Genomic DNA, 19,508 nt, shown 5'->3' on the forward strand with positions numbered 1-19,508 from the left:
CGGGAGAAAACGGGCGGTAGGGCAAGATCGTGCTCGATCAGGGAAAGAGTGGTGTCACCCGCCGCCCCAGGTTGGCCACTTGACTGTTGCAGCCGGGCAAGGTCGCCGGAGCTGGGTGCTTACGAGTAGACGTCCTTGCGATGCCCGACGTCGTGGACGGTCAACTCGTCGCCGTCCAGGCGGTAGAGGACCCGGTAGTCCCCGACACGCAACCGACGCCCGGACCCATCGCGCATCTCGGTCGAACTCTGCGGCACCGGGTCGGAAACCAGGCCGAGGATCGCGCTCAGGACAGTCAGGAACACGTTACGCGGCTGTTTGTGCAGCCAAACCAACACATCCCGGTCGATCTGAACCTTCACGCCGCCGCACCGCCGGCCCGGTCGGCCAACAGCGCTTCCACCTCGAGGGGATCAACTCCGAGCGACTCCAGAGCCGCCGACAGCGGCACGAACTGCCCCTCGGCACGAGAACGAGCGATCACCGCCGAGTCCCTGCGGTCTCGGAACGCCTCGATCTCCTCCCACTCGTCGATTCCGAGCAACACGGCGACGGGCCGCTCGTACTTGGTGATGATGACCGGCTCCCCGGTGCGCTCGACCCCGTCCAACACTCGGCCCGCGCCATCGCGGAACTCCCGCAGGGTAATCTTCATCATGTACCAACCGTACCACGCGGTACCCCGCTGCGCAGGGAGCAACTCCATACCCCCGAGGGGATCTCCACCCCGGGTGGTGCACGCAGGAGTACGCCACCAGCCATCGACCGGTCTTCCATGACCACAGGCCCGACGGTGCGCCAGAGCAGGCATCAGAGTTGTTCGAGGTAAGGGTCAACTACAACTCGGGCAGGCCGACCTCGATCGCCTTGCGCAGGATCACGGCGAGTTGCCGGTATCGCGGCACCGGCAGCACCGGGTCGATCTCGGCGGTCATGCCAGTCAGTCTTCTCCGTTGCGGATGATCTGCCGGATTCGCTCCCGGCTGTAGCCGGTGGCCGTCACGATGTCGACCTGGCGTGTGCCGTCCCGGTCAGCGGCCCGGATCGCCTCGGCCAGCTCGACACGCGCAGCTTTCACCTGGGCGCGGGCTTCAGCGATGAGCTTGGCCGCCCGCTCCTCGGCGCGGGGCACGCCAGCCTGCGCCGCGCGCAGCTTCCGTACCGCTGACTCCAGGTTGGCCACTCATCCATCGTCCCTGGCCGGAGAGTAGGCCAACCTATGCATCCAGCAACTAGGCCAATAGAATGACTTGAAGTTGTGCCAACTTTATCGTCTACCGTTTGGCATGAAGACGCATGCTGCAGGAGGAGCCTCCATGCCAAGATCCGAAGTTCTGGCGGTGGGACCGCGTGAGCTACCCGAACACGGAACCGTGCAGGTCTGGGTAGACGCCGGCAGTGGCGCAACCGGACAGCACGTCGTGGCCGCCGTGAAAGATCTCCGAATTGCCGGGCAGGACCGAGGGGAGGGCGCGACCGCGCTCTACGCAGTCCGGACGCGCTACCGCCAGGGCTGACCCGCATGCCCGGCGCCTCTACTACCGGGCATGCGTCCGCGAGTCGGCTAGCGCAGAAGAGCCTGCGGCACCACCTGTAGGAAGTGAGCCCGGCAGCCTTCCGGACGGTGGGTGGGCCGGGTTTCGCGCTACGCAAGACCCGGGGCATCGACCCGACTCGCGACTGCTGTAGCAACTGCACCGAAACGAGAACCGGTGAGGCTCGCCCCCCGCCACATGGGCACTCAATCACGACTGCCGGGTCCCTGCCTGGCAGCATACGAGGAACCAGTTCTCAGACCTCGCTGAAGGGATCCCTACCGAGCGCCACCTTGATGGCCTGTCGCAGGGAATCCATGGTGAAGGGTTCCGTGAGGTCGGCGCGATTCTCCAGCTCGCTGGCGATCGCCCGTAGTTCGTCCGGCGAAGCGACGACCGACGCCGCCTCACCGCGCGGGGTGGACAGGACGATTCCTGCCACACCCAGACCGCCACCGGCGCTCACCGTCATCTTGCCCGTGCTCAGTGCCCGCTTGGCTGTCTCGACCTTCATGACCAGCCGCAGGGCGTCGCCCTTGATCGGTTGAAAGCCCCGCTGCTGATAGTAGGCCGCCACCCGGCTGTTGATCGCGTCGACAACGATCAGACGACCGCCGGCTACACTCGTCGCCCTGATGATGACCTCTACGGCGTCCAGCAGAAGATCATCGCTGAGGCCCTGTCCCTGAATGGAGCGATCAAGGGCGAACCGGGTCAGCAGGTAGGCGGGAACGACGCTGAAACCGCCCGCCTGCCCACCGGTCAAGCCGGCCCGTTCGACCTGCGTCGGCGCAATCGAGTAGTAGGCCACCACGTCGTCGCTGCCCTCCGGGGTCCAGACATAGGTGCGGGACGTCCCGGCGCGCTGAGCACGGCGGGCCTGCTCGGCAAGCCAGATGTTCAGCGACGGCTCGCCACAGTCGAAGCAGGCGAGCTGGTGTTGGTCTTTAAGCCGGCCGGAAAGAAACAACTCACACCCGCCGGAAACGCCGGGGGCGGTTGGCGATCTCGGTAAGCACCGGCGCCTCGTCAGGTTCGTCGAGTGCCGCGATGAGCAGGTCAAACTGCCCTGCGGGCATAATGGTCCGTTCCGCCCTTGCGAGTACTTTGTCCGCCTCCGCACGGGCAGAACGCACCATGAAGGCCGACACTGGTTCGCCGAGCATCTCGGCCGCCTCGGCGATTCGCGACTTACTGGCCTCGTCCGCTCTCACCTCGATGCGCTCAGTCTTGGCGCTCATCTGAGACTCCATCCGGTCGTGTGCCGCTCCCGAACCTACTGTACGGCGAATGTACGGCATCGCACACCAGGTGCGGCAACCTCGCACATCACGGCGAAGAAGTCGTCAGCAGTCCCATCAGCCCCGTAGCGCACGTAGGCTCCACTCGCGCGCCAGGATGGCGTAGACGAGCTGGTCGGCCCACTCGCCTCGGAACAGATAGCTTTCGACGTGGTGCGCCTCCTGACGCATGCCGAGCCGGGCCATCAGACGGGCGGACGCAGCATTGCGCCCGTGACACCGGGCATAGATCCGGTGCAGTCCGAACTCGGTGAACCCCCAGTCCAACAGCGCCGTGGCGGCCTCCGTAGCCAACCCGCGACCTCCCCGGTCGGGATGGAAGACGTACCCGAGTTCAGCCGTGCGGTCGGTCTGGCTGCGCCAGACCAGCTCCACCGTCCCGATGACCTCGACGTCGGTGACCACGGCCAACGTCAGGCAGTCCCCCTCGGCGCGGAGCGCGTCCTCGCCCGCCATGGCGACCACCGACGATCGCGACTCCTCGCGGGTACGCGGCCCGCTGAGCGTCCAGCGGAAGACCTCCGGTCGACACTGCCAGGAGCACACGTCATCGAGATCGTCCAGCGTGACCGGACGCAGGGTGAGCCGCGCAGTACGAATCGGGTACGTCGGTCGGAACATCAAGCGATGTTAAGGCGTGTGCGTGGCGAGTTGACTCGTCAGCGGCGGCCCACGGTCAGCACCGGCTTGGTGACCTCGGCGAAGAAGTCGTTGCCCTTGTCGTCGACCACGATGAAGGCCGGGAAGTCCTCCACCTCGATCTTCCAGACCGCCTCCATGCCCAGCTCGGCGTACTCCAGCACCTCGACGTGCTTGATGCAGTCCTGGGCCAGCCGGGCCGCCGGGCCGCCGATCGAACCGAGGTAGAAGCCGCCGTGCTGCTGGCAGGAGCGGGTCACCTGGCCGGAGCGGTTGCCCTTGGCCAGCATCACCTGGGAGCCGCCGGCCGCCTGGAACTTCGCCACGTAGGCGTCCATCCGGCCGGCGGTGGTCGGGCCGAACGAGCCGGAGGCGTAGCCCTCGGGGGTCTTGGCCGGGCCGGCGTAGTAGACGGCGTGGTCGCGCAGGTACTGCGGCATCGGCTCACCGGCGTCGAGCCGCTCGGCGATCTTGGCGTGGGCGATGTCCCGGGCCACCACCAGCGGGCCGGTCAGCGACAGCCGGGTCTTCACCGGGTACTTCGACAGCTCGGCCCGGATCTCGGCCATCGGCCGGTTGAGGTCGACGCGCACCACCTCGGAGGCGTCGAGGGTCTCGTCGGTGACGTCCGGCAGGAAACGCGCCGGGTCGGTCTCCAGGCGCTCCAGCCACACCCCCGACGGGGTGATCTTGGCGACCGCCTGCCGGTCGGCCGAGCAGGACACGGCGATCGCCACCGGGCAGGACGCGCCGTGCCGGGGCAGCCGGACCACCCGCACGTCGTGGCAGAAGTACCGGCCGCCGAACTGCGCGCCGATGCCGAAGTTGCGGGTCAGCTCCAGCACCTCGGCCTCCAGCTCCAGGTCCCGGAAGCCGTGCGCGCTCATCGAGCCGGAGGTGGGCAACGTGTCGAGGTACTTCGCCGAGGCGTACTTGGCGGTCTTGAGGGCGTACTCGGCGGAGGTGCCACCGATGACGACCGCCAGGTGGTAGGGCGGGCAGGCCGAGGTGCCGATCAGCCGCAGCTTCTCCTCCAGGAACTGCATCATCCGCGTCGGATTGAGCAGCGCCTTGGTCTCCTGGTAGAGGTAGGACTTGTTGGCCGAACCGCCGCCCTTGGCCATGAACAGGAACTTGTACGCGTCGGGGTGGCCGTCCGGGTCCTCGGCGTACAGGTCGACCTGGGCGGGCAGGTTGCTGCCGGTGTTCCGCTCGTCCCACATGGTCAGCGGGGCGAGCTGCGAATACCGCAGGTTCAGCCGCGTGTACGCCTGGTAGACCCCACGCGAGATCGCCTCGGCGTCGGAGCCGTCGGTGAGCACGTGCCGGCCCCGCTTGCCCATCACGATCGCGGTGCCGGTGTCCTGGCACATCGGCAGCACGCCACCGGCGGCGATGTTGGCGTTGCGCAGCAGGTCCAGCGCGACGAACCGGTCGTTCGGGGAGGCCGCCGGATCATCGATGATCGACCGGAGCTGGGCCAGGTGCGCCGGCCGCAGGTAGTGGGCGATGTCGTGCATCGCCTCGGCGGTCAGCGCGGTCAGCGCCGCCGGCTCCACGGTCAGGAAGCGGCGCCCCCGGGCCCGTGGACGACGTCGACGCCCTCGTCGGTGACCAGGCGGTATTCGGTCTGATCCGGACCGGTCGGCAGCAAGGGGGCGTACGAGAACGCGGCGGCACTGCTCATGTCGGAAAAGCCTAGGGCAGACCGGTCGATCGGTGACACCCGCCGGGTGGGTCGTGGGACGCCGCTCTCACCCGTCGCCGTTGGCGCAGAGTTCCCGCTTCGGTCCGCAACTGTCCTCGACGTCCGGTACGCCACCGGTACGCCCCGGGCCGGGCCCGCCTTGACCGTCCGACCCGGCCGGTGGCGCGGCGGGTGGCGGCGCACCGGCACCCGCGCCGAACCGGACGTACCCGATCTCCCGCCCCTCGCCGACGACCATGCCGTTGCGGCCGACCGCGAGCGCATTGGCGCTGGTCCGCAACACCACCAGTTCCTTACCGGTACGCGGGTCCACGGCGACCAGCCGACTCGGCTTGTCCCCGGTCAGCACCGCCGCGTACGGGGTCAGCGCCGCACCCGCCTTCGCCCCGGCCGGCCGGGTCCAGCGGGCCTTGCCGGTGCCCAACTCCCGGGCGATGACCGAATCCTTGTCGGCGCTGCGCACCAGGGCGTACCGGTCGTCGACGGCGAGCAGCTTCTCCCCCTCGGCGTTCACCAGCAGCACCCGGCCGTCGTAGCCGTCGAGGACCGTCTCCCGCCCGTCGGGGCCCACCCCGATCAGCACGCTGCGGGCCCCCTGCGGGTCCTCCCGCTGCACGCACCCGGCACTGTCGGCGGTGCGCAGGTTGAGCCCGGTGCGCCGCCACACCTCCTGCCCGGTGGCCGGGTCCCGGGCCGAGACGGCGTACTGGCAGCTGCCGTCGACCGACACTGCGGTGATCTTGAGCATCCGGCCGCCGACGACGGACAACCGCTCGTCGCGGCCCGGCTCGACGTTCTGCACGACCCGGCCGGTGGCGGTGTCCACCACGTGCACCCGGCCGTCCACCGGGAACCCGAGCAGCGGCGGCACCGCCTCCGGCCCGGCCACCCCCTCGTCGATCCGCAGCGCGGTGAACCGCCGGGTGCCGAGCAGGCCCGGGTTGTCGGCGAAGAGCCCGGTGCTGACCCCGGGCAGGAAGGCCGTCCACAGCGGGCTGTTACCGCGCGGGTCCCAGGCGCTCAGCGTGCAGTCGGTGGCGGCCACGCACCGGGCGTCCAGCAGCATGTTCCGGTACGTCCAGACGGCCACCGCGTCGCCGTCACGCCGACGTACCGCCCCGGTGGTGGGATCGAGCAGCTCGTACCCCTTGACCAGGAGCTTGCCCACGGCGACGACGGCGTCGCGGTCGCCGCCGGCCACCGCCGACCAGTCCGCCTTGCGCTCCCACAGCGGGGCGCCGGTGGCGAGGCTGCGCACCTCCGTGCGGGTACGTTGCTCGACCACGACGGTGTCACCGACGATCGTGACGCTCTTCGGGGTGCCGCCGACCCGCTGCTGCCACAGCACGTCCGGTTCGGAGATCGGCTCGCTGCGGTCGACCCAGTCCCACACCCCGGGGAAGGGGTTCCACACTCCGGTGACGGCGAGCGCGATCACGACGACGAGCCCGAGCAGCAGCCCTCCCCGCACCCCGCCAAGGCCCTTCACACCGCACACCGTAGCGACGTTCACCTCCCCGCCCAGCCCCCGCGCCGGAGTGTCGCCCCGCTTTCTCCCTGGCGGGGGACGCACCCGGCGGGCAGACCGGACGCATCACAACATCGCCGAAATAGCGTCCACAGAGCCTTCGAATACCGCTATATCAGCCCAATTGCCCTGATCACGACCCGGCGGCGGACCGCAGCAACGGCAGCGTGCGGTAGGGGATCTGCTCGGCGAGCGCGATGATCGTGGAGGCCCGGCGGATCGCCTCGGACGAGACGATCTGGTCGATGACCCGTTGCAGGTCGGTGTTGGAGCGCGCCACGATCCGGCAGAGCAGGTCGCTCGCCCCGGTGATGGTGTGCGCCTCCAGCACCTCGGGGATCGCCGCCAGGTGCGCGGTGACCGTGTCGTGGCCGTGCCGCTGGCTGATCTCCAGCGTGACGAAGCTGGTCACCGCGAAGCCGATCGCCGCCGGGCGGATCTCCGGCCCGAACCCGCCGATCACCCCCCGGTCGACCAGCTTGTCCAGCCGGGCCTGCACGGTGCCCCGGGCCACCCCGAGCCGACGGGAGCATTCCAGCACCCCGATCCGGGGTTCGTCGGCGAGGAGCTGGACCAGCCTGCCGTCCAACGCGTCGAGCTGTGCACCCTGTGCAGCGTTCATGGCTTGACACCCTACCGATTGCGCAACCTGACCAGGGTAAAACGTGAGTGTTGCCCAGTGGACGGGCCCACCGCGATGCTGCCTGCAAGAGCTGACGGACCACCGGCCCACGACGCCGGCCACAACCGAGGGAGGCCACCGTGACCCAGGCGATCGACCGACCCCAGTCGACCGAGGACATCGACGTCGACACGCTCGTCGGCGCAGTCGACCACGACATCACCCGTGACCCGTTCCCGGTCAAGGGCCTCGACCACGTGCACTTCCTGGTCGGCAACGCCAAGCAGGCCGCGCACTACTACTCCACCGCGTTCGGCATGACCTGCGTGGCCTACCGGGGGCCGGAGCAGGGCTACCGCGACCACGCCGAGTACGTGCTGACCAGCGGCTCGGCCCGGTTCGTGCTGACCGGCGCGGTCCGCCCCGACGCGGCCGGTGCCGAGCACGTCGCGAAGCACTCCGACGGGGTCAGTGACATCGCGCTGGAGGTGCCGGACGTCGACGCCGCGTACGCGCACGCGCTGACCCAGGGCGCCACCGGCCTGGTCGAGCCGCACGACGTGACCGACGCGTACGGCACCGTCCGGCTCGCCACCATCGCCGCGTACGGCGACACCCGGCACAGCCTGGTCGACAGGTCCCGCTACACCGGCCCGTTCCTGCCCGGCTTCGTGGCCCGGGGCCCGATCGTCGACCGGCAGCCGATGATCGCCGCCGGCCTCCAGCCGAAGCGCTTCTTCCAGGCCGTCGACCACGTGGTCGGCAACGTCGAACTCGGCCGGATGGACGAGTGGGTGGAGTTCTACAAGCGGGTGATGGGCTTCTCCAACATGGCGGAGTTCATCGGAGACGACATCGCCACCGACTACTCGGCGCTGATGAGCAAGGTCGTCGCCAGCGGCACCCGGAAGGTGAAGTTCCCGCTCAACGAGCCGGCGGTGGCCCGCAAGAAGTCGCAGATCGACGAGTACCTGGAGTTCTACCAGGGCCCCGGCGCACAGCACATCGCGGTCGCCACCAACGACATCCTGGCCAGCGTCGACGCGATGCGGGCAGCCGGCGTCGAGTTCCTCGACACCCCGGACTCCTACTACGACGACCCGGAGCTGCGGGCCCGGATCGGCAACGTACGGGTGCCGATCGAGCAGCTGAAGTCCCGCAAGATCCTGGTCGACCGGGACGAGGACGGCTACCTGCTCCAGATCTTCACCAAGCCCGTGCAGGACCGCCCGACGGTCTTCTTCGAGCTGATCGAGCGGCACGGCTCGCTCGGTTTCGGCAAGGGCAACTTCAAGGCGCTGTTCGAAGCCATCGAGCGCGAGCAGGAAGCGCGCGGCAATTTGTAACACTGTCTCGCGTGACGCAACCTCCGAGCTACCCGACACCGCCGGCCGGTGGGCCTGGGCCCGCCGCCGGCGGCTTCGCCCCGCCCGCCGGCCCACACCCGCAGGGGTACGCCGTGCCGCCGCAACCCGGCCCCTACGCCGCCCCGCCCGGCGGCTACCCGCGACCCGGCCCGTACGCCGGGATGCCCGGGTACCCGCCGCCGGGACCCGGCATGCCGCCGCCCGGTTTCCCCGGGATGTCGCCGCGTGGGCTGCCGCTGGCCAGCTTCGGTGACCGGCTGCTCGCCCTGCTCATCGACGGGGCGGTGCTCGCCGCGGCCAGCATGGTCTTCATCGTGCCGGCCTTCATCGTCTTCTTCCAGATGGTCCTGCCCGACCTGACCACCACGGCAGACGGCACGCCCACCTCCGACCCGTTCACCAACTTCCTGATTCCGATGCTGGTGTTGCAGGGCGTGATCTTCGTGGTGGCGTTCGCCATGAGCTACGTCTACCAGGTCGAGATGATGTACAAGACCGGGCAGACCATCGGCAAGCGGGTGATGAAGATCCAGGTGGTGCCGCTCGACCCGGCCGCCACGCTGACCCGTACGGCCGCGGCCAAGCGGTGGGCCGCCGCCCAGATCGGCGGGGCGATCATTCCCGTCTTCAGCTACCTCGACGGGCTGTGGCAGCTCTGGGACAAGCCGTGGCAGCAGTGCCTCCACGACAAGTTCGCCGGCACCATCGTCGTTAAGGTTGCCGGGTGAGCGAGCAGAGCGACCGTACCGGACAGCGCAGGGCGAAACCGTGAGCGTGCAGCCAGGGTGGTACGTCGACCCGGCCGAGCCGACCACCCGACGGTGGTGGGACGGTGAAGGCTGGATCGGTGCCCCGATCCCGGTCGACGCCACCCCGCCGGACGGCCCGCCACCGCCCGAGCCGGAGCCCGCGGCCGAGCCGCCCGCCCCGACCTCCCCGCCGACGCCCCGCCGACGGCCGGCCGGCACCCGTCGGCCCCGGCCGCTCCCGGCACCTCACCGGGCACCCCCGGCCCGCCCTGGACCGGGCAACCCACCGCAGGCCAACCCTGGACCGGGCAACCGGGAGCGGGCCAGCCCGGACACCCGTGGGCCGGGCAGCCGGAGGGTCACGGGGCCGGGCAGCCCGGCGGGCCGCCGCCCGGCTGGCCGTACCCGACCTGGCCGGGGCGTCCGCCGGAGCCACGCCCACACGGTGTGCCGCTGGCCGGCTACGGTGCCCGGCTGCTCGCCCGGCTGATCGACTTCGGGGTCGTCTTCGGGCTCAACGCGGTGGTCAACGGCTGGTTCGTCTGGCGGTACTTCGAGGAGACCGCGCCCTACCTGCGGGAGGCGGTCCGGCGGGCGATGGCCGGCGACTCCTCCCGGGATGGGCTGCCCGCCATCGGTGAGCAGGCCGGCGGCCTCCAGATCGCCATCCTGGTCATCGCGACCGCGCTCTGGTTCGCCTACGAGGTGCCGACGATGGCCTCCGGTGGGCAGACCCTGGGCAAGCGGCTGCTGCGCATCCGGGCCGTGCCGGTCGACGCCGACCAGCCGCTCGGCTTCGGTCGGGCCACCCGGCGGTGGAGCACCATGGGCATGCCCACCCTGCTCTGGTTCTGCTGCGGCTTCGGTCTGCTGCTCCAGTTCGTCGACGCGGTATCCGCGCTGTTCGACCACCCGCTGCGCCAGGCGCTGCACGACAAGCGGGCCCAGACCGTCGTGGTGCAGGTGCCGCGCGCCGACCACCCCGACACCCCCACCGACGACACCGCCACCGACCGCACCGACCCCGAGCCCCCGGGAGACACCCCATGACCGACACCGGACGTCACCAGCCCCCGCTGCGGCTGACCCGCGCCGACCTGGACGCCCTGCCGACCTACGTCCCCGGGCGCAGCCCCGCCGACCTGGCCCGCGAGCTGGGGCTGGCCGAGGCGATCAAACTCGCCAGCAACGAGGTGCCGTACGGGCCGCTGCCCGGAGTGGTCGAGGCGGTCACCGAGGCGGTCACCGGTTCGCACCGCTACCCGGACATGGGCGTGGTGGCGCTACGCACCGCACTCGCCGAGCGGTACGGCGTGGACCCCGACCGGATCGCCACCGGCTGCGGGTCGGTGGCGCTGGCCGAGCACCTGGTCCGGGCCACCTGCCTGCCCGGCGACGAACTGCTCTACTCGTGGCGCTCGTTCGAGGCGTACCCGATCATCGCGGCGACCAGCGGCGCGAGCAGCGTGCGGGTGCCCAACGACGCCGGCCACGGGCACGACCTGGCGGCGATGGCCGCGGCGGTGACCGACCGGACCCGGATGGTGCTGGTCTGCAACCCGAACAACCCCACCGGGACGGCGGTGCGCAAGCCGGAGCTGGACCGGTTCCTCGACGCCGTGGGCGACGACGTGCTGGTCGTCATCGACGAGGCCTACCGGGAGTTCGTCACCGATCCGGCGGTGCCGGACGGCCTCACCTACCTGGACCGGCCCAACGTGGTGGTGCTACGCACCCTGTCCAAGGCGTGGGGGCTGGCCGGGCTGCGGATCGGGTGGCTGGTCGGCGCCCCCGAGGTGGCCGCCGCCGTGCGCAAGGTGGTCACCCCGTTCTCCACCAGCACCGCCGCCCAGGCGGGCGCACTGGCCGCGCTGGCCCAGGCCGACGAGGTCGAACGACGCTGCGCGCTGGTCGTCACCGAGCGGGACCGGGTCACCGAGGCGCTGCGCAAGTTCGTCCCCGACGTGCCGTCCAGCCAGGCCAACTTCGTCTGGTTGCCGCTGGGTGAGCGGGCCGTGGCGTTCGGCCGGGCATGCGAGGCCCGTGGCGTGATCGTCCGGCCGTTCGCCGGGGACGGGGTGCGGGTCACCATCGGCACCCCGGCCGAGAACGACGCCTTCCTGGCCGCCGCGGAGGCCGCCCTGTCCTGAGTTCGCCGGGGCGCGGGGCGGGGCGGTCCCGCCGGGCCCGCAGTCAGGTCAGGGCCCGCCGGGGCCGGGGTCAGGTCGCGGCGAGCACCACCGGCTCGGCCGTCAGGAAGTACGCCTGGTCGTCGTCGTCCGGGTCGGCGCGCTCCCGCAGCCGCTCCACCGCGACGTAGCCGCCGGCCGCGTACGCCCGGCCGGGTTTCCAGCCGATGCCGTCCCGGCCGGGGGTCATCGGGAACCGGGAACGCTGGGCGCCGGTGACCGGGTCGAGGGTGACCAGTTCCCGGCGTTCGGTCAGCACGTAGAGCCGACCGGCCTCGGTGGCGAGGACGGTCACCGGGCCCAGGTCACCACGCTGCCAGCGGCCCTTGCCGCTGCGCGCCTCCCAGCCCTTGAGCACCCCGCCGTCGTCGCCGACGGCCAGCTCACCGACCAGGGTGGTGCCGGCGGCGTCCAGGGCGGGGGCGGCCATCGGCGCACCCGGGCCGACCTGCCAGCCCCGACCACCGGAGCCGCCGTCGGTGCGCAGTGCCCGACACTGCGACCGGGGGGTGAGGCAGCCGACCGGGGTGACGGTGAACCGGTCGGGGGCGTCCGGCGGTCGCCAGCGGGTGGTGACCGTGCCGGTGGACACGTCCCGGAACTCGACCGTCGTCGGGCCGGCGCAGGAGTCGACGGAGAAGACCTGCCCGGCGGCGGTGGTGCCCAGGTCGGTGCGGCAGTCCCGGTCGCCGTCGACCCGCCAGAGCGCGCGCCCGTCGGCGAGGTCGTAGCCGCGCAGGCCGCCGACCCCGGAGACCACCAGGACCGTCCGGCCGCCCGGGGCGGGGGCGACGGAGATGCCGCGCGGGTCCCAGACGGTGGCCGCCCCGGTGCGCCGGGCGGGTGGGGTGTCGGCCGGCGTCGGCCCGTCGGCCCGCCAGGCGACCCGGCCGGTCAACGCGTCCAGGGCCACCAGCTGCCCGTCCGACCAGTGGCTGAGCACCGTCGTGCCGGCCGCCAGCATCCCGTCGAGGGTGGCCGGCCAGCGGCGGTACGACCAGAACGGGGTGACCCGGTTGCGGCCGTCGGCCGGCTGGTCGGCGTAGAGCTGACGCTCGGCGGCGTAGACCCGCAGCCGTCCCGCCACCACCAACGGTGCGGCCGGCAGCCGACCCACCACCCCGATCGCGGGGGTGCCGGCGGGCGGCGGTGCGCCCCGGGCGGGCGTGACGACCTCGGCGGGGGCGAGCACCCGGTAGCCGATGCCGGCGACCGCCGCGAGGGTGAGCAGCGTGGTGGCCGCGACCACGAGTCGCCGCCGTCCCTTCGGGAATCCCATGCCCACCTCCGCCCGGCACCCTACCCAGGCGTCCCCCTCGGGACCGGTCAGGTCGCGTCGCGTCGTGCGAAGGATTCCGCCGACCGGTTCCGGTGCGGCGCCACCGCCCCCGGCCTGCGGACGGCGCGGGACGCGCCACGCGGGGCGGGCGGGAACGGGGTCAGGCGGCGGTGGCCCGGCCGGTGCTGTGCACGGTGGTGGCCAGTGCGGTCAGGTCACGCCGGATCGCGCCCTCCACGGTGCGGGCCGCCAGACCGCCGAAGAGCAGCGCCATCATCCGACCGTACGGGGCGGTCGGCACCGCCCGGTGCTCGACGGTGACGGCGGTGCATGCGCGGCGACGGCGCTGGACGGCGCGCAGGGTCCAGGTGATCCGGTAGTCCACCCCGATGCCGGGGGAGCTGAGCACCAGCCGGTGCGGTGGCTCGGCGGCCAGCACGAGGAACTCCTCCGCCTGGTCGCCGCCGTCCGGCCGGGTGCGGGTCTCCCGCCACGCGGTCCCCGGGCCGAACGGGCCCGGGGTGAGCGGCTCGACGGCGCTGACCGTGCAGAGCCAGTCGACGCGGACCGGCAGGTCGGTCAGGAGCGCCCACACGTCGACGACCGGCGCCTCGATGAAATCGGTGACCGCAACCGTCGACATGACACCTCCCGTGTCGTCCACCGTACGGCGGGTGAGCGGCCAGCGGGGGACCGGACGGTGAAATTTCCGTCACCGGTGCCCCGGCGGGGCACCGGTGACGGGTCGATCAGGGCCGCAACAGCCCCGCCCGGACGGCATCGACGAACGCCGTCCAGCCCGGGGGGCCGATGACCAGGGCCGGGCCCGACGGGTCCTTGGAGTCGCGTACCCCGACCACTGCCCGGGTACGGACGAGATTGTCCGCCACCTCCACGCAGAGCCCCTGGTCGTTCGAGCGGCTGCTGGTGCGCCACACTGCGCCGACGAGATCGTTCATGCTCCTACCTCCTGTCCGCTGGGACGTTTCACGCCGACGCACCCCGCGCCGCCGACGGGGGCGGGCGGCGCGGGGTGTGCCGACGGAATCCGGTGGAACAAACGCGGCAGGAGACGCCGAAGATCGGACAGCCGGTGCGACCGGCGCGACCCGGTGCCGGGCGGCCGGTCGGTGCCCGGCGGTCCCGACCCGGACCGGTGCTCAGCGGGCGGGCAGGATCTGCCCGGTGACCTCGCCGAGGGCGATGGTGGTGCCGTCCGGCCCGGGGGCGGTGGCCCGCAGGGTGACGGTGTCGCCGTCGGCGAGGAAGGTGCGGGTCTCTCCGCCGACGCTGACCGGTTCGGCCCCACCCCAGGTCAGCTCCAGGAACGAGCCGACCTGCCCGCGCTGGGGGCCGGAGACGGTGCCCGAGGCGTACAGGTCGCCGGTCCGCAGGGACGCGCCGTTGACGGTCAGGTGGGCCAACTGCTGGGCGGGCGTCCAGTACATCCCGGCGAACGGCGGCTCGGTGACCCGCTCGCCGTTCCACTCGACCGCGAGTCGCAGGTCGAGGCCCAGGTGCGGGGTCTGCCGCAGGTAGTCCTGCACCGGCGGGTCCTGCTGCGGGGCGGGCACGAACGCGTCGGCCAGGGCGTCCAGCGGGGTCACCCAGGCGGAGACGGAGGTGGCGAAGGACTTGCCGAGGAACGGTCCGAGCGGCTGGTACTCCCACGCCTGGATGTCCCGGGCCGACCAGTCGTTGACCAGCACCACCCCGAAGACGTGGTCGGCGAAGTCACCTGTGCTCACCCGGTCGCCGAGCGCGCTCGGTACGCCGACCACGAAGCCCACCTCGGCCTCGATGTCGAGGCGTACCGACGGGCCGACGGTGGGGCCCTCGCCGGTGGCGCGCTGCCCCGACGGGCGGACGACCGGGGTGCCGGAGACCACCACCGTGCCGGCCCGGCCGTGGTAGCCGATCGGCAGGTGTTTCCAGTTCGGCAGCAGCGGCGGCTGGCCGGGGCGGAAGATCTGCCCGACGTTGCCGGCGTGGTGCTCCGAGGAGTAGAAGTCGACGTAGTCGGCCACCTCGAACGGCAACAGCAGCTCGACGGCGTCCAGCGGCACCAGCAGCGGCTCGACGGCCGGCCGGTGCGCCGGGTCGCTGAGCAGTTCGACGAGGCGCTGCCGGACCGAGGTCCACTGCGGGCGGCCGAGCGCCATGAAGGCGTTGAGGGTGGGCCGGCGCAACGCCCCGGCGGCGAGGACCAGCCCGGCGTCCTCCGCCGCCGCCAGGTCGAACACCACGTCGGCGACGCGTACGCCGATCCTGGGCGGCTGCCCGTCGTGCCGGAACACCCCGTACGGCAGGTTGGTCACGCCGTACGGCGAGCCGTCCGCGCCCGTCACCCAGCTCATCGGTCGAATCCCCCGTTCACCAGCCCCAGCCGGATCAGATCGGTCAGTGGTTCCCGGACGCTGCACGAGCCGAACCCGACCCACAGCGGGCGGTCGGCGTCGCGGGCCGCGCGGGCCGGCTCGACCAGCCGCACCGCGTCGGTGTCGGCGAGCAGCGCGGCGACGACGTCCACCTCGGCGTCGGCAGCGGCGGCGAGGGTGGCGACCAGCACGTTACCGAAGCCGTGGTGGGTGAAGCCGGTCTCCGGGTCGAGGTGGCGCACCGCGTGGTGCAGCCCGGCGGTCAGCTTGAACGGCAGGTCCCGGTCCCGGCAGGCGCAGATCACCGCGGCCAGTTCGACGGGGGTGGGGAAGAGTTCGGCGGCCAGCCCGCCGGTGCGGAACTTCGCGGCGATCGGCACGCCGGTCGCGCGGGCCTCGGCGAGGGTGTCCAGCGCGGCGCTGAGGCCGAAGGTCAGCGGCAGCTCGGCGTACCAGGCGACGGCCGGCCCCTCGGAGCGGGCCGGCTCCCGGTCGGGGTGGTCCCCGGCGATCCGGAGCAGCTCGGTCAGGCCGGGCTGCGGGTCCTCGCCACGTCGGGCGACCGCCACCTCGACCTGCCGGACCACGAGGCCACCGGCGGCGAGGCGGGTCAGCGCGGCGGGCAGCCTGGCGATGCCGGTGTCACCGATCAGCCCGACCTCGAAGCCTGCGGCCTGGTCGGCCTGGTCGGTCTGGCCGGTCTGGCCGGCCTGGTCGGTCTGGCCGGCCTGGTCGGTCTGGCCGGCCTGGTCGGTCTGGCCGGCCTGGCCGGCCTGGTCGGTCAGGTCGGTCAGCGTGTCGGCGGCGGAGGCGGGCACCAGCAGCGGGCCGACCAGGTCGGCGTACCAGGAGGCGCGGTGCTCGTGGTGTGCGGTGACCGCGTCGGGCAGCGACGCGCTGCCGGGCGGGAAGACGGCGGCGTCGTCGACGAGTCCGGCGAGGAGGCGGGGGACCTGCGTTGACACGAGACAAGAATCTACGGGACGCTGTCAAGGAGCGGACAGCAACGTCCGGCTATCGGACGCCACCGGCCGCATATTGGGACAATACAGGAGGCAACATGCCGCACTACCGCAGCGTCGGCGAGGTGCCCCGTAAGCGGCACACCCAGTTCCGCCAGCCCGACGGCACCCTCTACACCGAGGAGCTGATGGGCCAGGAGGGCTTCTCCGCCGACTCGTCCCTGCTCTACCACCGGCACCCGCCGACCGCGATCGTCGCCGCCGAGGCGTTCACCCCGCCCGGGTACACCCGGCTGCCCAACCACCCGCTCAAGCCGCGCCACCTGCAGACCCACAAGCTCGACGGCGCGGGGGCCGACCCGGTGCTCGGCCGGCGTCACCTGCTCGCCAACGACGACGTCCGGATCGGGTACGCGCTGGCCGACCGGCCGTCCCCGCTCTACCGCAACGCCACCGGCGACGAGTGCCTCTACGTCGAGGCGGGCACCCTGCGGTTGGAGTCCACCTTCGGCGCGCTCGACCTGGTCGCCGGCGACTACGTGGTCATCCCCACCTCGACGGTCCACCGGCTGGTCCCCACCGGCGACACCCCGGTCCGGCTGCTGACCATCGAGGCCACCGGACACATCGGCCCACCCAAGCGCTACCTGTCGGTACGCGGCCAGTTCCTCGAACACTCCCCCTACTGCGAGCGGGACGTCCGGGGGCCGGACGCGCCCCTGCTGGTCGACGACACCGACGTGGAGGTGCTGGTCCGGCACCGCTCCCGGGCCACCGGCACCGCCTGGACCCGGCACGTCTACGCCCACCACCCGTTCGACGTGGTCGGCTGGGACGGCCACCAGTACCCGTGGGCGTTCTCCATCCACGACTTCGAGCCGATCACCGGCCGCCTCCACCAGCCGCCGCCGGTGCACCAGACCTTCCAGGGCCCCAACTTCGTGATCTGCTCGTTCGTGCCCCGCAAGGTCGACTACCACCCGGATGCGATCCCGGTGCCCTACCACCACCACAACGTCGACTCCGACGAGATGCTCTTCTACACCGGCGGCAACTACGAGGCCCGGCGCGGCTCCGGCATCGGGCAGGGCTCGATCTCGCTGCACCCGTCCGGCTTCACCCACGGCCCGCAGCCCGGCGCGGCGGAACGCTCGATCGGCGTCGACTTCTTCGACGAACTGGCCGTCATGGTCGACACCTTCCGCCCCCTCGACCTCTGCGACGCCGCCGTCGAGTGCGAGGACCCGGGCTACGCCTGGACCTGGAACCGCCAGCCCTGACCCGCCGGGTGCCGCGATCAGGCACCGCTGAGCAGCGGCCTTCCCGGCGCGTCGGGTCACCCAGCCGTCGTCGGTCGGAGGTGGGACGCGAGGCTAGGCGACGCCCGCACGGGTGGCGGCGATCAGGGTGGCCGGCACCGCGAGGGCGATCGCGAGCACCAGCGGCCACGGGCTGCCCACCAGGGCGAACAGCAGGAGCAGGGCCGGCCCGGCCGGGACGGCGTACACGGCGAACGCCAACGCGCGGTCCTCGCGGCGCAGCGCCGGCAGGACCACCCGACCCAGCTCGGGCACGCGCCGGGACAGCTGCCAGGCCAGCAGCGCACCACCGGCCGCCGCCAGCACCGCCACCACCCGGCTCGCCCCCGCCCCGCCGGCGGCCAGGAACGCGAGCAGCAGGCTGGCGACCAGCGACCAGCCGCTGCCGACCAGGACGAGCCGGCGCAGCCCGGTCCACAGCGGCAGCTTCTCCGCCCGCGCCGGCTGCACCGGCGCCAACGCGGCCACCTGCTCCAACGCCAGCACCCAGCGCCGCCGCTCCAACCGCAGCACCCCCGGGTCGTGCCGCGCCTCGGCCAGCTCCGGATCAAGCCGTAACGCCTCCCGGTAGGCCCGCTCGGCCAGGTCGAACAACTCCAGCCGGCCGGCGACCAGGGCCAGCACCAGGTGCGCCTGCGGCTCGTCGGGGGCCAACTCCACCCCACGCCAGGCCGCGTTCAGCGCCGGCTGGCCGTTGCGCGCCTCGGCCAGGATCGCCGCCGCGCTCCGCTGGGCGTACGCGTCGGTCGGCCCGGCCGCCAGGATCCGATCGGCGGTACGCGCCGACTCGGCGTACTCCCCCAGGTCGGCGAGGGCGATCGCCCGGACGACCAGTGCGGCGGCCGGCACCCTCGCCGGGGCCTCCCCCGACGGGCCGAATTCGCCGGCCGGGGCGGGTACACCGGCCGGGCCGGGGAAGGAGGGTGCCCCCGGCTGGTCGGAGCCGAGAGGCGGTGCGGGCCGGTCCGGCGACGATCCAGACGGGTCGGGCAACGTCGGAGGGCCCGCCTGTCCCGACGCCGCCCATGATCCGGTAGGGCCGGCCGGTGCCGGCCCACCTGACCGGTCAGCCGGGCCCGAGGGCGCAGCCGGGCCTGGGGGAACAGCCGTACCAGGCGGCGCAGCCGCACCAGGCGGCACAGGCGGGCCTGGGGGCACAGGCGGGTGCGGCGGTCCGGGGAGCGGTGGGGTGTCGGGGCGGGGTGAGGTGTCGGGGCGGGGTGGGGCGATCGCCGCGTCGGCGGCGGCGAGCGCCTCGCCGGGGCGGCCGGCGGCGAGGTGCAGCCGGGCCAGCAGCGTCAGCGCGGCCGGGTCGGCGGGGGCCAGGGCGAGCGCGAAGCCCAACTCCTCGGTGGCCTCGTCGTGGCGGCCCAGCTCGGCGAGGAGCTGGGCCCGCTGCCGGTAGCCGTCGAGGGGCGACTCGTCGTCGGTCATCGCGGCCCTACCCGGCCGCCGCGTCATAGACCAGGGCCACCGCGATACCGGCGAGGCCCTCGCCGCGCCCGGTGAAACCGAGGCCGTCGCTGGTGGCGGCGGTGACGGTGACCGGTGCGCCGACCGCTGCGGAGAGCACCCGCTGCGCCTCGTCGCGCCGTGGCCCGATCCGGGGCCGGTTGCCGACGACCTGCACCGAGACGTTGCCGATCGCGTACCCGGCGGCGCGGACCCGACGGGCGGACTCGGTGAGCAGCGCCAACCCGGAGGCGGCGGCCCACTCCGGCTCGGCCACCCCGAAGTTCGCCCCGAGGTCACCGAGCCCGGCGGCGGAGAGCAGCGCGTTACAGGCGGCGTGCGCGACCACGTCGGCGTCGGAGTGCCCGGCCAGGCCGTCCTCACCGGGCCAGTGCAGGCCGGCCAGCCAGCACGGCCGGCCGGCGGCGAAGGCGTGGATGTCGGTGCCGACGGCGACCCGGGGAACGATCATGGATCGAG

19 protein-coding genes and 2 pseudogenes are annotated in these 19,508 nt (G+C 72.5%); 5 read left to right on the forward strand and 16 right to left on the reverse strand.

The annotated features are described in order from the left end of the window. Positions 1-119: 119 nt before the first annotated feature. The 9 genes and pseudogenes from J7462_RS17510 to J7462_RS17550 form a co-directional block, all read right to left on the reverse strand. Positions 120-362: a type II toxin-antitoxin system RelE/ParE family toxin gene (locus J7462_RS17510; protein WP_219465025.1), complete on the reverse strand. Its 243-nt coding sequence runs from the start codon at positions 360-362 to the stop codon at positions 120-122. Further along, positions 359-658, reverse strand: a complete 300-nt coding sequence (locus J7462_RS17515) for a type II toxin-antitoxin system Phd/YefM family antitoxin (protein ID WP_219465027.1) — start codon at positions 656-658, stop codon at positions 359-361. Before J7462_RS17515 ends, J7462_RS17510 begins: the two co-directional genes overlap by 4 nt. Positions 659-940: 282 nt before the next feature. Further along, complete coding sequence (locus J7462_RS17520) at positions 941-1,183, reverse strand: hypothetical protein (RefSeq protein WP_219465028.1); 243 nt, start codon at positions 1,181-1,183, stop codon at positions 941-943. Positions 1,184-1,791: 608 nt separating this feature from the next. Continuing rightward, entirely contained in the window at positions 1,792-2,505 is a 714-nt protein-coding gene (locus J7462_RS17525) for a hypothetical protein (protein WP_219465029.1), read from the reverse strand. A gap of 1 nt (position 2,506) precedes the next feature. After that, complete coding sequence (locus J7462_RS17530; protein WP_219465030.1) at positions 2,507-2,776, reverse strand: DUF1778 domain-containing protein; 270 nt, start codon at positions 2,774-2,776, stop codon at positions 2,507-2,509. A gap of 117 nt (positions 2,777-2,893) precedes the next feature. Continuing rightward, a complete protein-coding gene (locus tag J7462_RS17535) occupies positions 2,894-3,457 on the reverse strand; it encodes a GNAT family N-acetyltransferase (protein ID WP_219465031.1) in 564 nt (187 codons plus the stop codon). Positions 3,458-3,495: 38 nt separating this feature from the next. Then, positions 3,496-5,162: pseudogene (locus tag J7462_RS17540) on the reverse strand (fumarate hydratase). Positions 5,163-5,229: 67 nt separating this feature from the next. After that, positions 5,230-6,672 carry a PQQ-binding-like beta-propeller repeat protein gene (locus tag J7462_RS17545; protein WP_374197532.1) on the reverse strand — a complete coding sequence of 481 codons (1,443 nt, stop codon included), beginning with the start codon at positions 6,670-6,672 and terminating at the stop codon, positions 5,230-5,232. Between the two features lie 172 nt (positions 6,673-6,844). Further along, on the reverse strand, positions 6,845-7,333 hold the full coding sequence (locus J7462_RS17550) for an Lrp/AsnC family transcriptional regulator (RefSeq protein ID WP_219465032.1): 489 nt from the start codon (positions 7,331-7,333) through the stop codon (positions 6,845-6,847). 140 nt (positions 7,334-7,473) lie between these two features. Between J7462_RS17550 and hppD the strand changes: the two genes are divergently transcribed. From hppD to hisC, 4 genes and pseudogenes are all read left to right on the forward strand, one after another. Next, a complete protein-coding gene (gene hppD / locus J7462_RS17555; protein ID WP_219465033.1) occupies positions 7,474-8,679 on the forward strand; it encodes a 4-hydroxyphenylpyruvate dioxygenase in 1,206 nt (401 codons plus the stop codon). An 11-nt stretch (positions 8,680-8,690) separates the two neighbouring features. After that, on the forward strand, positions 8,691-9,428 hold the full coding sequence (locus J7462_RS17560; protein ID WP_219465034.1) for an RDD family protein: 738 nt from the start codon (positions 8,691-8,693) through the stop codon (positions 9,426-9,428). A gap of 40 nt (positions 9,429-9,468) precedes the next feature. Further along, positions 9,469-10,499: pseudogene (locus J7462_RS17565) on the forward strand (RDD family protein). Beyond that, on the forward strand, positions 10,496-11,599 hold the full coding sequence (gene hisC, locus J7462_RS17570; protein WP_208567788.1) for a histidinol-phosphate transaminase: 1,104 nt from the start codon (positions 10,496-10,498) through the stop codon (positions 11,597-11,599). Before J7462_RS17565 ends, hisC begins: the two are co-directional and overlap by 4 nt. A 70-nt stretch (positions 11,600-11,669) precedes the next feature. Here the strand turns inward: hisC and J7462_RS17575 are convergent, their stop codons facing one another. From J7462_RS17575 to J7462_RS17595, 5 genes are all read right to left on the reverse strand, one after another. After that, on the reverse strand, positions 11,670-12,917 hold the full coding sequence (locus J7462_RS17575) for a PQQ-binding-like beta-propeller repeat protein (RefSeq protein WP_219465035.1): 1,248 nt from the start codon (positions 12,915-12,917) through the stop codon (positions 11,670-11,672). Positions 12,918-13,077: 160 nt separating this feature from the next. Then, positions 13,078-13,560, reverse strand: a complete 483-nt coding sequence (locus tag J7462_RS17580; protein ID WP_219465036.1) for an SRPBCC family protein — start codon at positions 13,558-13,560, stop codon at positions 13,078-13,080. Between the two features lie 106 nt (positions 13,561-13,666). Further along, positions 13,667-13,876, reverse strand: a complete 210-nt coding sequence (locus J7462_RS17585; RefSeq protein ID WP_208567785.1) for a DUF397 domain-containing protein — start codon at positions 13,874-13,876, stop codon at positions 13,667-13,669. Between the two features lie 201 nt (positions 13,877-14,077). Next, positions 14,078-15,274 carry a fumarylacetoacetase gene (fahA, locus tag J7462_RS17590; protein ID WP_219465037.1) on the reverse strand — a complete coding sequence of 399 codons (1,197 nt, stop codon included), beginning with the start codon at positions 15,272-15,274 and terminating at the stop codon, positions 14,078-14,080. Continuing rightward, on the reverse strand, positions 15,271-16,260 hold the full coding sequence (locus J7462_RS17595; RefSeq protein ID WP_219465038.1) for a hypothetical protein: 990 nt from the start codon (positions 16,258-16,260) through the stop codon (positions 15,271-15,273). Before J7462_RS17595 ends, fahA begins: the two co-directional genes overlap by 4 nt. A 95-nt stretch (positions 16,261-16,355) precedes the next feature. On the opposite strand from J7462_RS17595, the gene J7462_RS17600 reads away from it, so the two are divergent. Next, positions 16,356-17,537 carry a homogentisate 1,2-dioxygenase gene (locus J7462_RS17600; protein WP_219465039.1) on the forward strand — a complete coding sequence of 394 codons (1,182 nt, stop codon included), beginning with the start codon at positions 16,356-16,358 and terminating at the stop codon, positions 17,535-17,537. 93 nt (positions 17,538-17,630) lie between these two features. Here J7462_RS17600 and J7462_RS33675 read toward each other — a convergent pair whose 3' ends face one another. Beyond that, positions 17,631-19,010, reverse strand: coding sequence for a tetratricopeptide repeat protein (locus J7462_RS33675; RefSeq protein ID WP_219465040.1), 1,380 nt, complete (start codon positions 19,008-19,010; stop codon positions 17,631-17,633). A 7-nt stretch (positions 19,011-19,017) separates the two neighbouring features. Then, entirely contained in the window at positions 19,018-19,500 is a 483-nt protein-coding gene (ispF, locus tag J7462_RS17610; protein ID WP_219465041.1) for a 2-C-methyl-D-erythritol 2,4-cyclodiphosphate synthase, read from the reverse strand. Positions 19,501-19,508 lie beyond the last annotated feature (8 nt).

The organism is Micromonospora sp. RL09-050-HVF-A (assembly GCF_019374995.1).
GTDB lineage: Bacteria > Actinomycetota > Actinomycetes > Mycobacteriales > Micromonosporaceae > Micromonospora > Micromonospora antibiotica.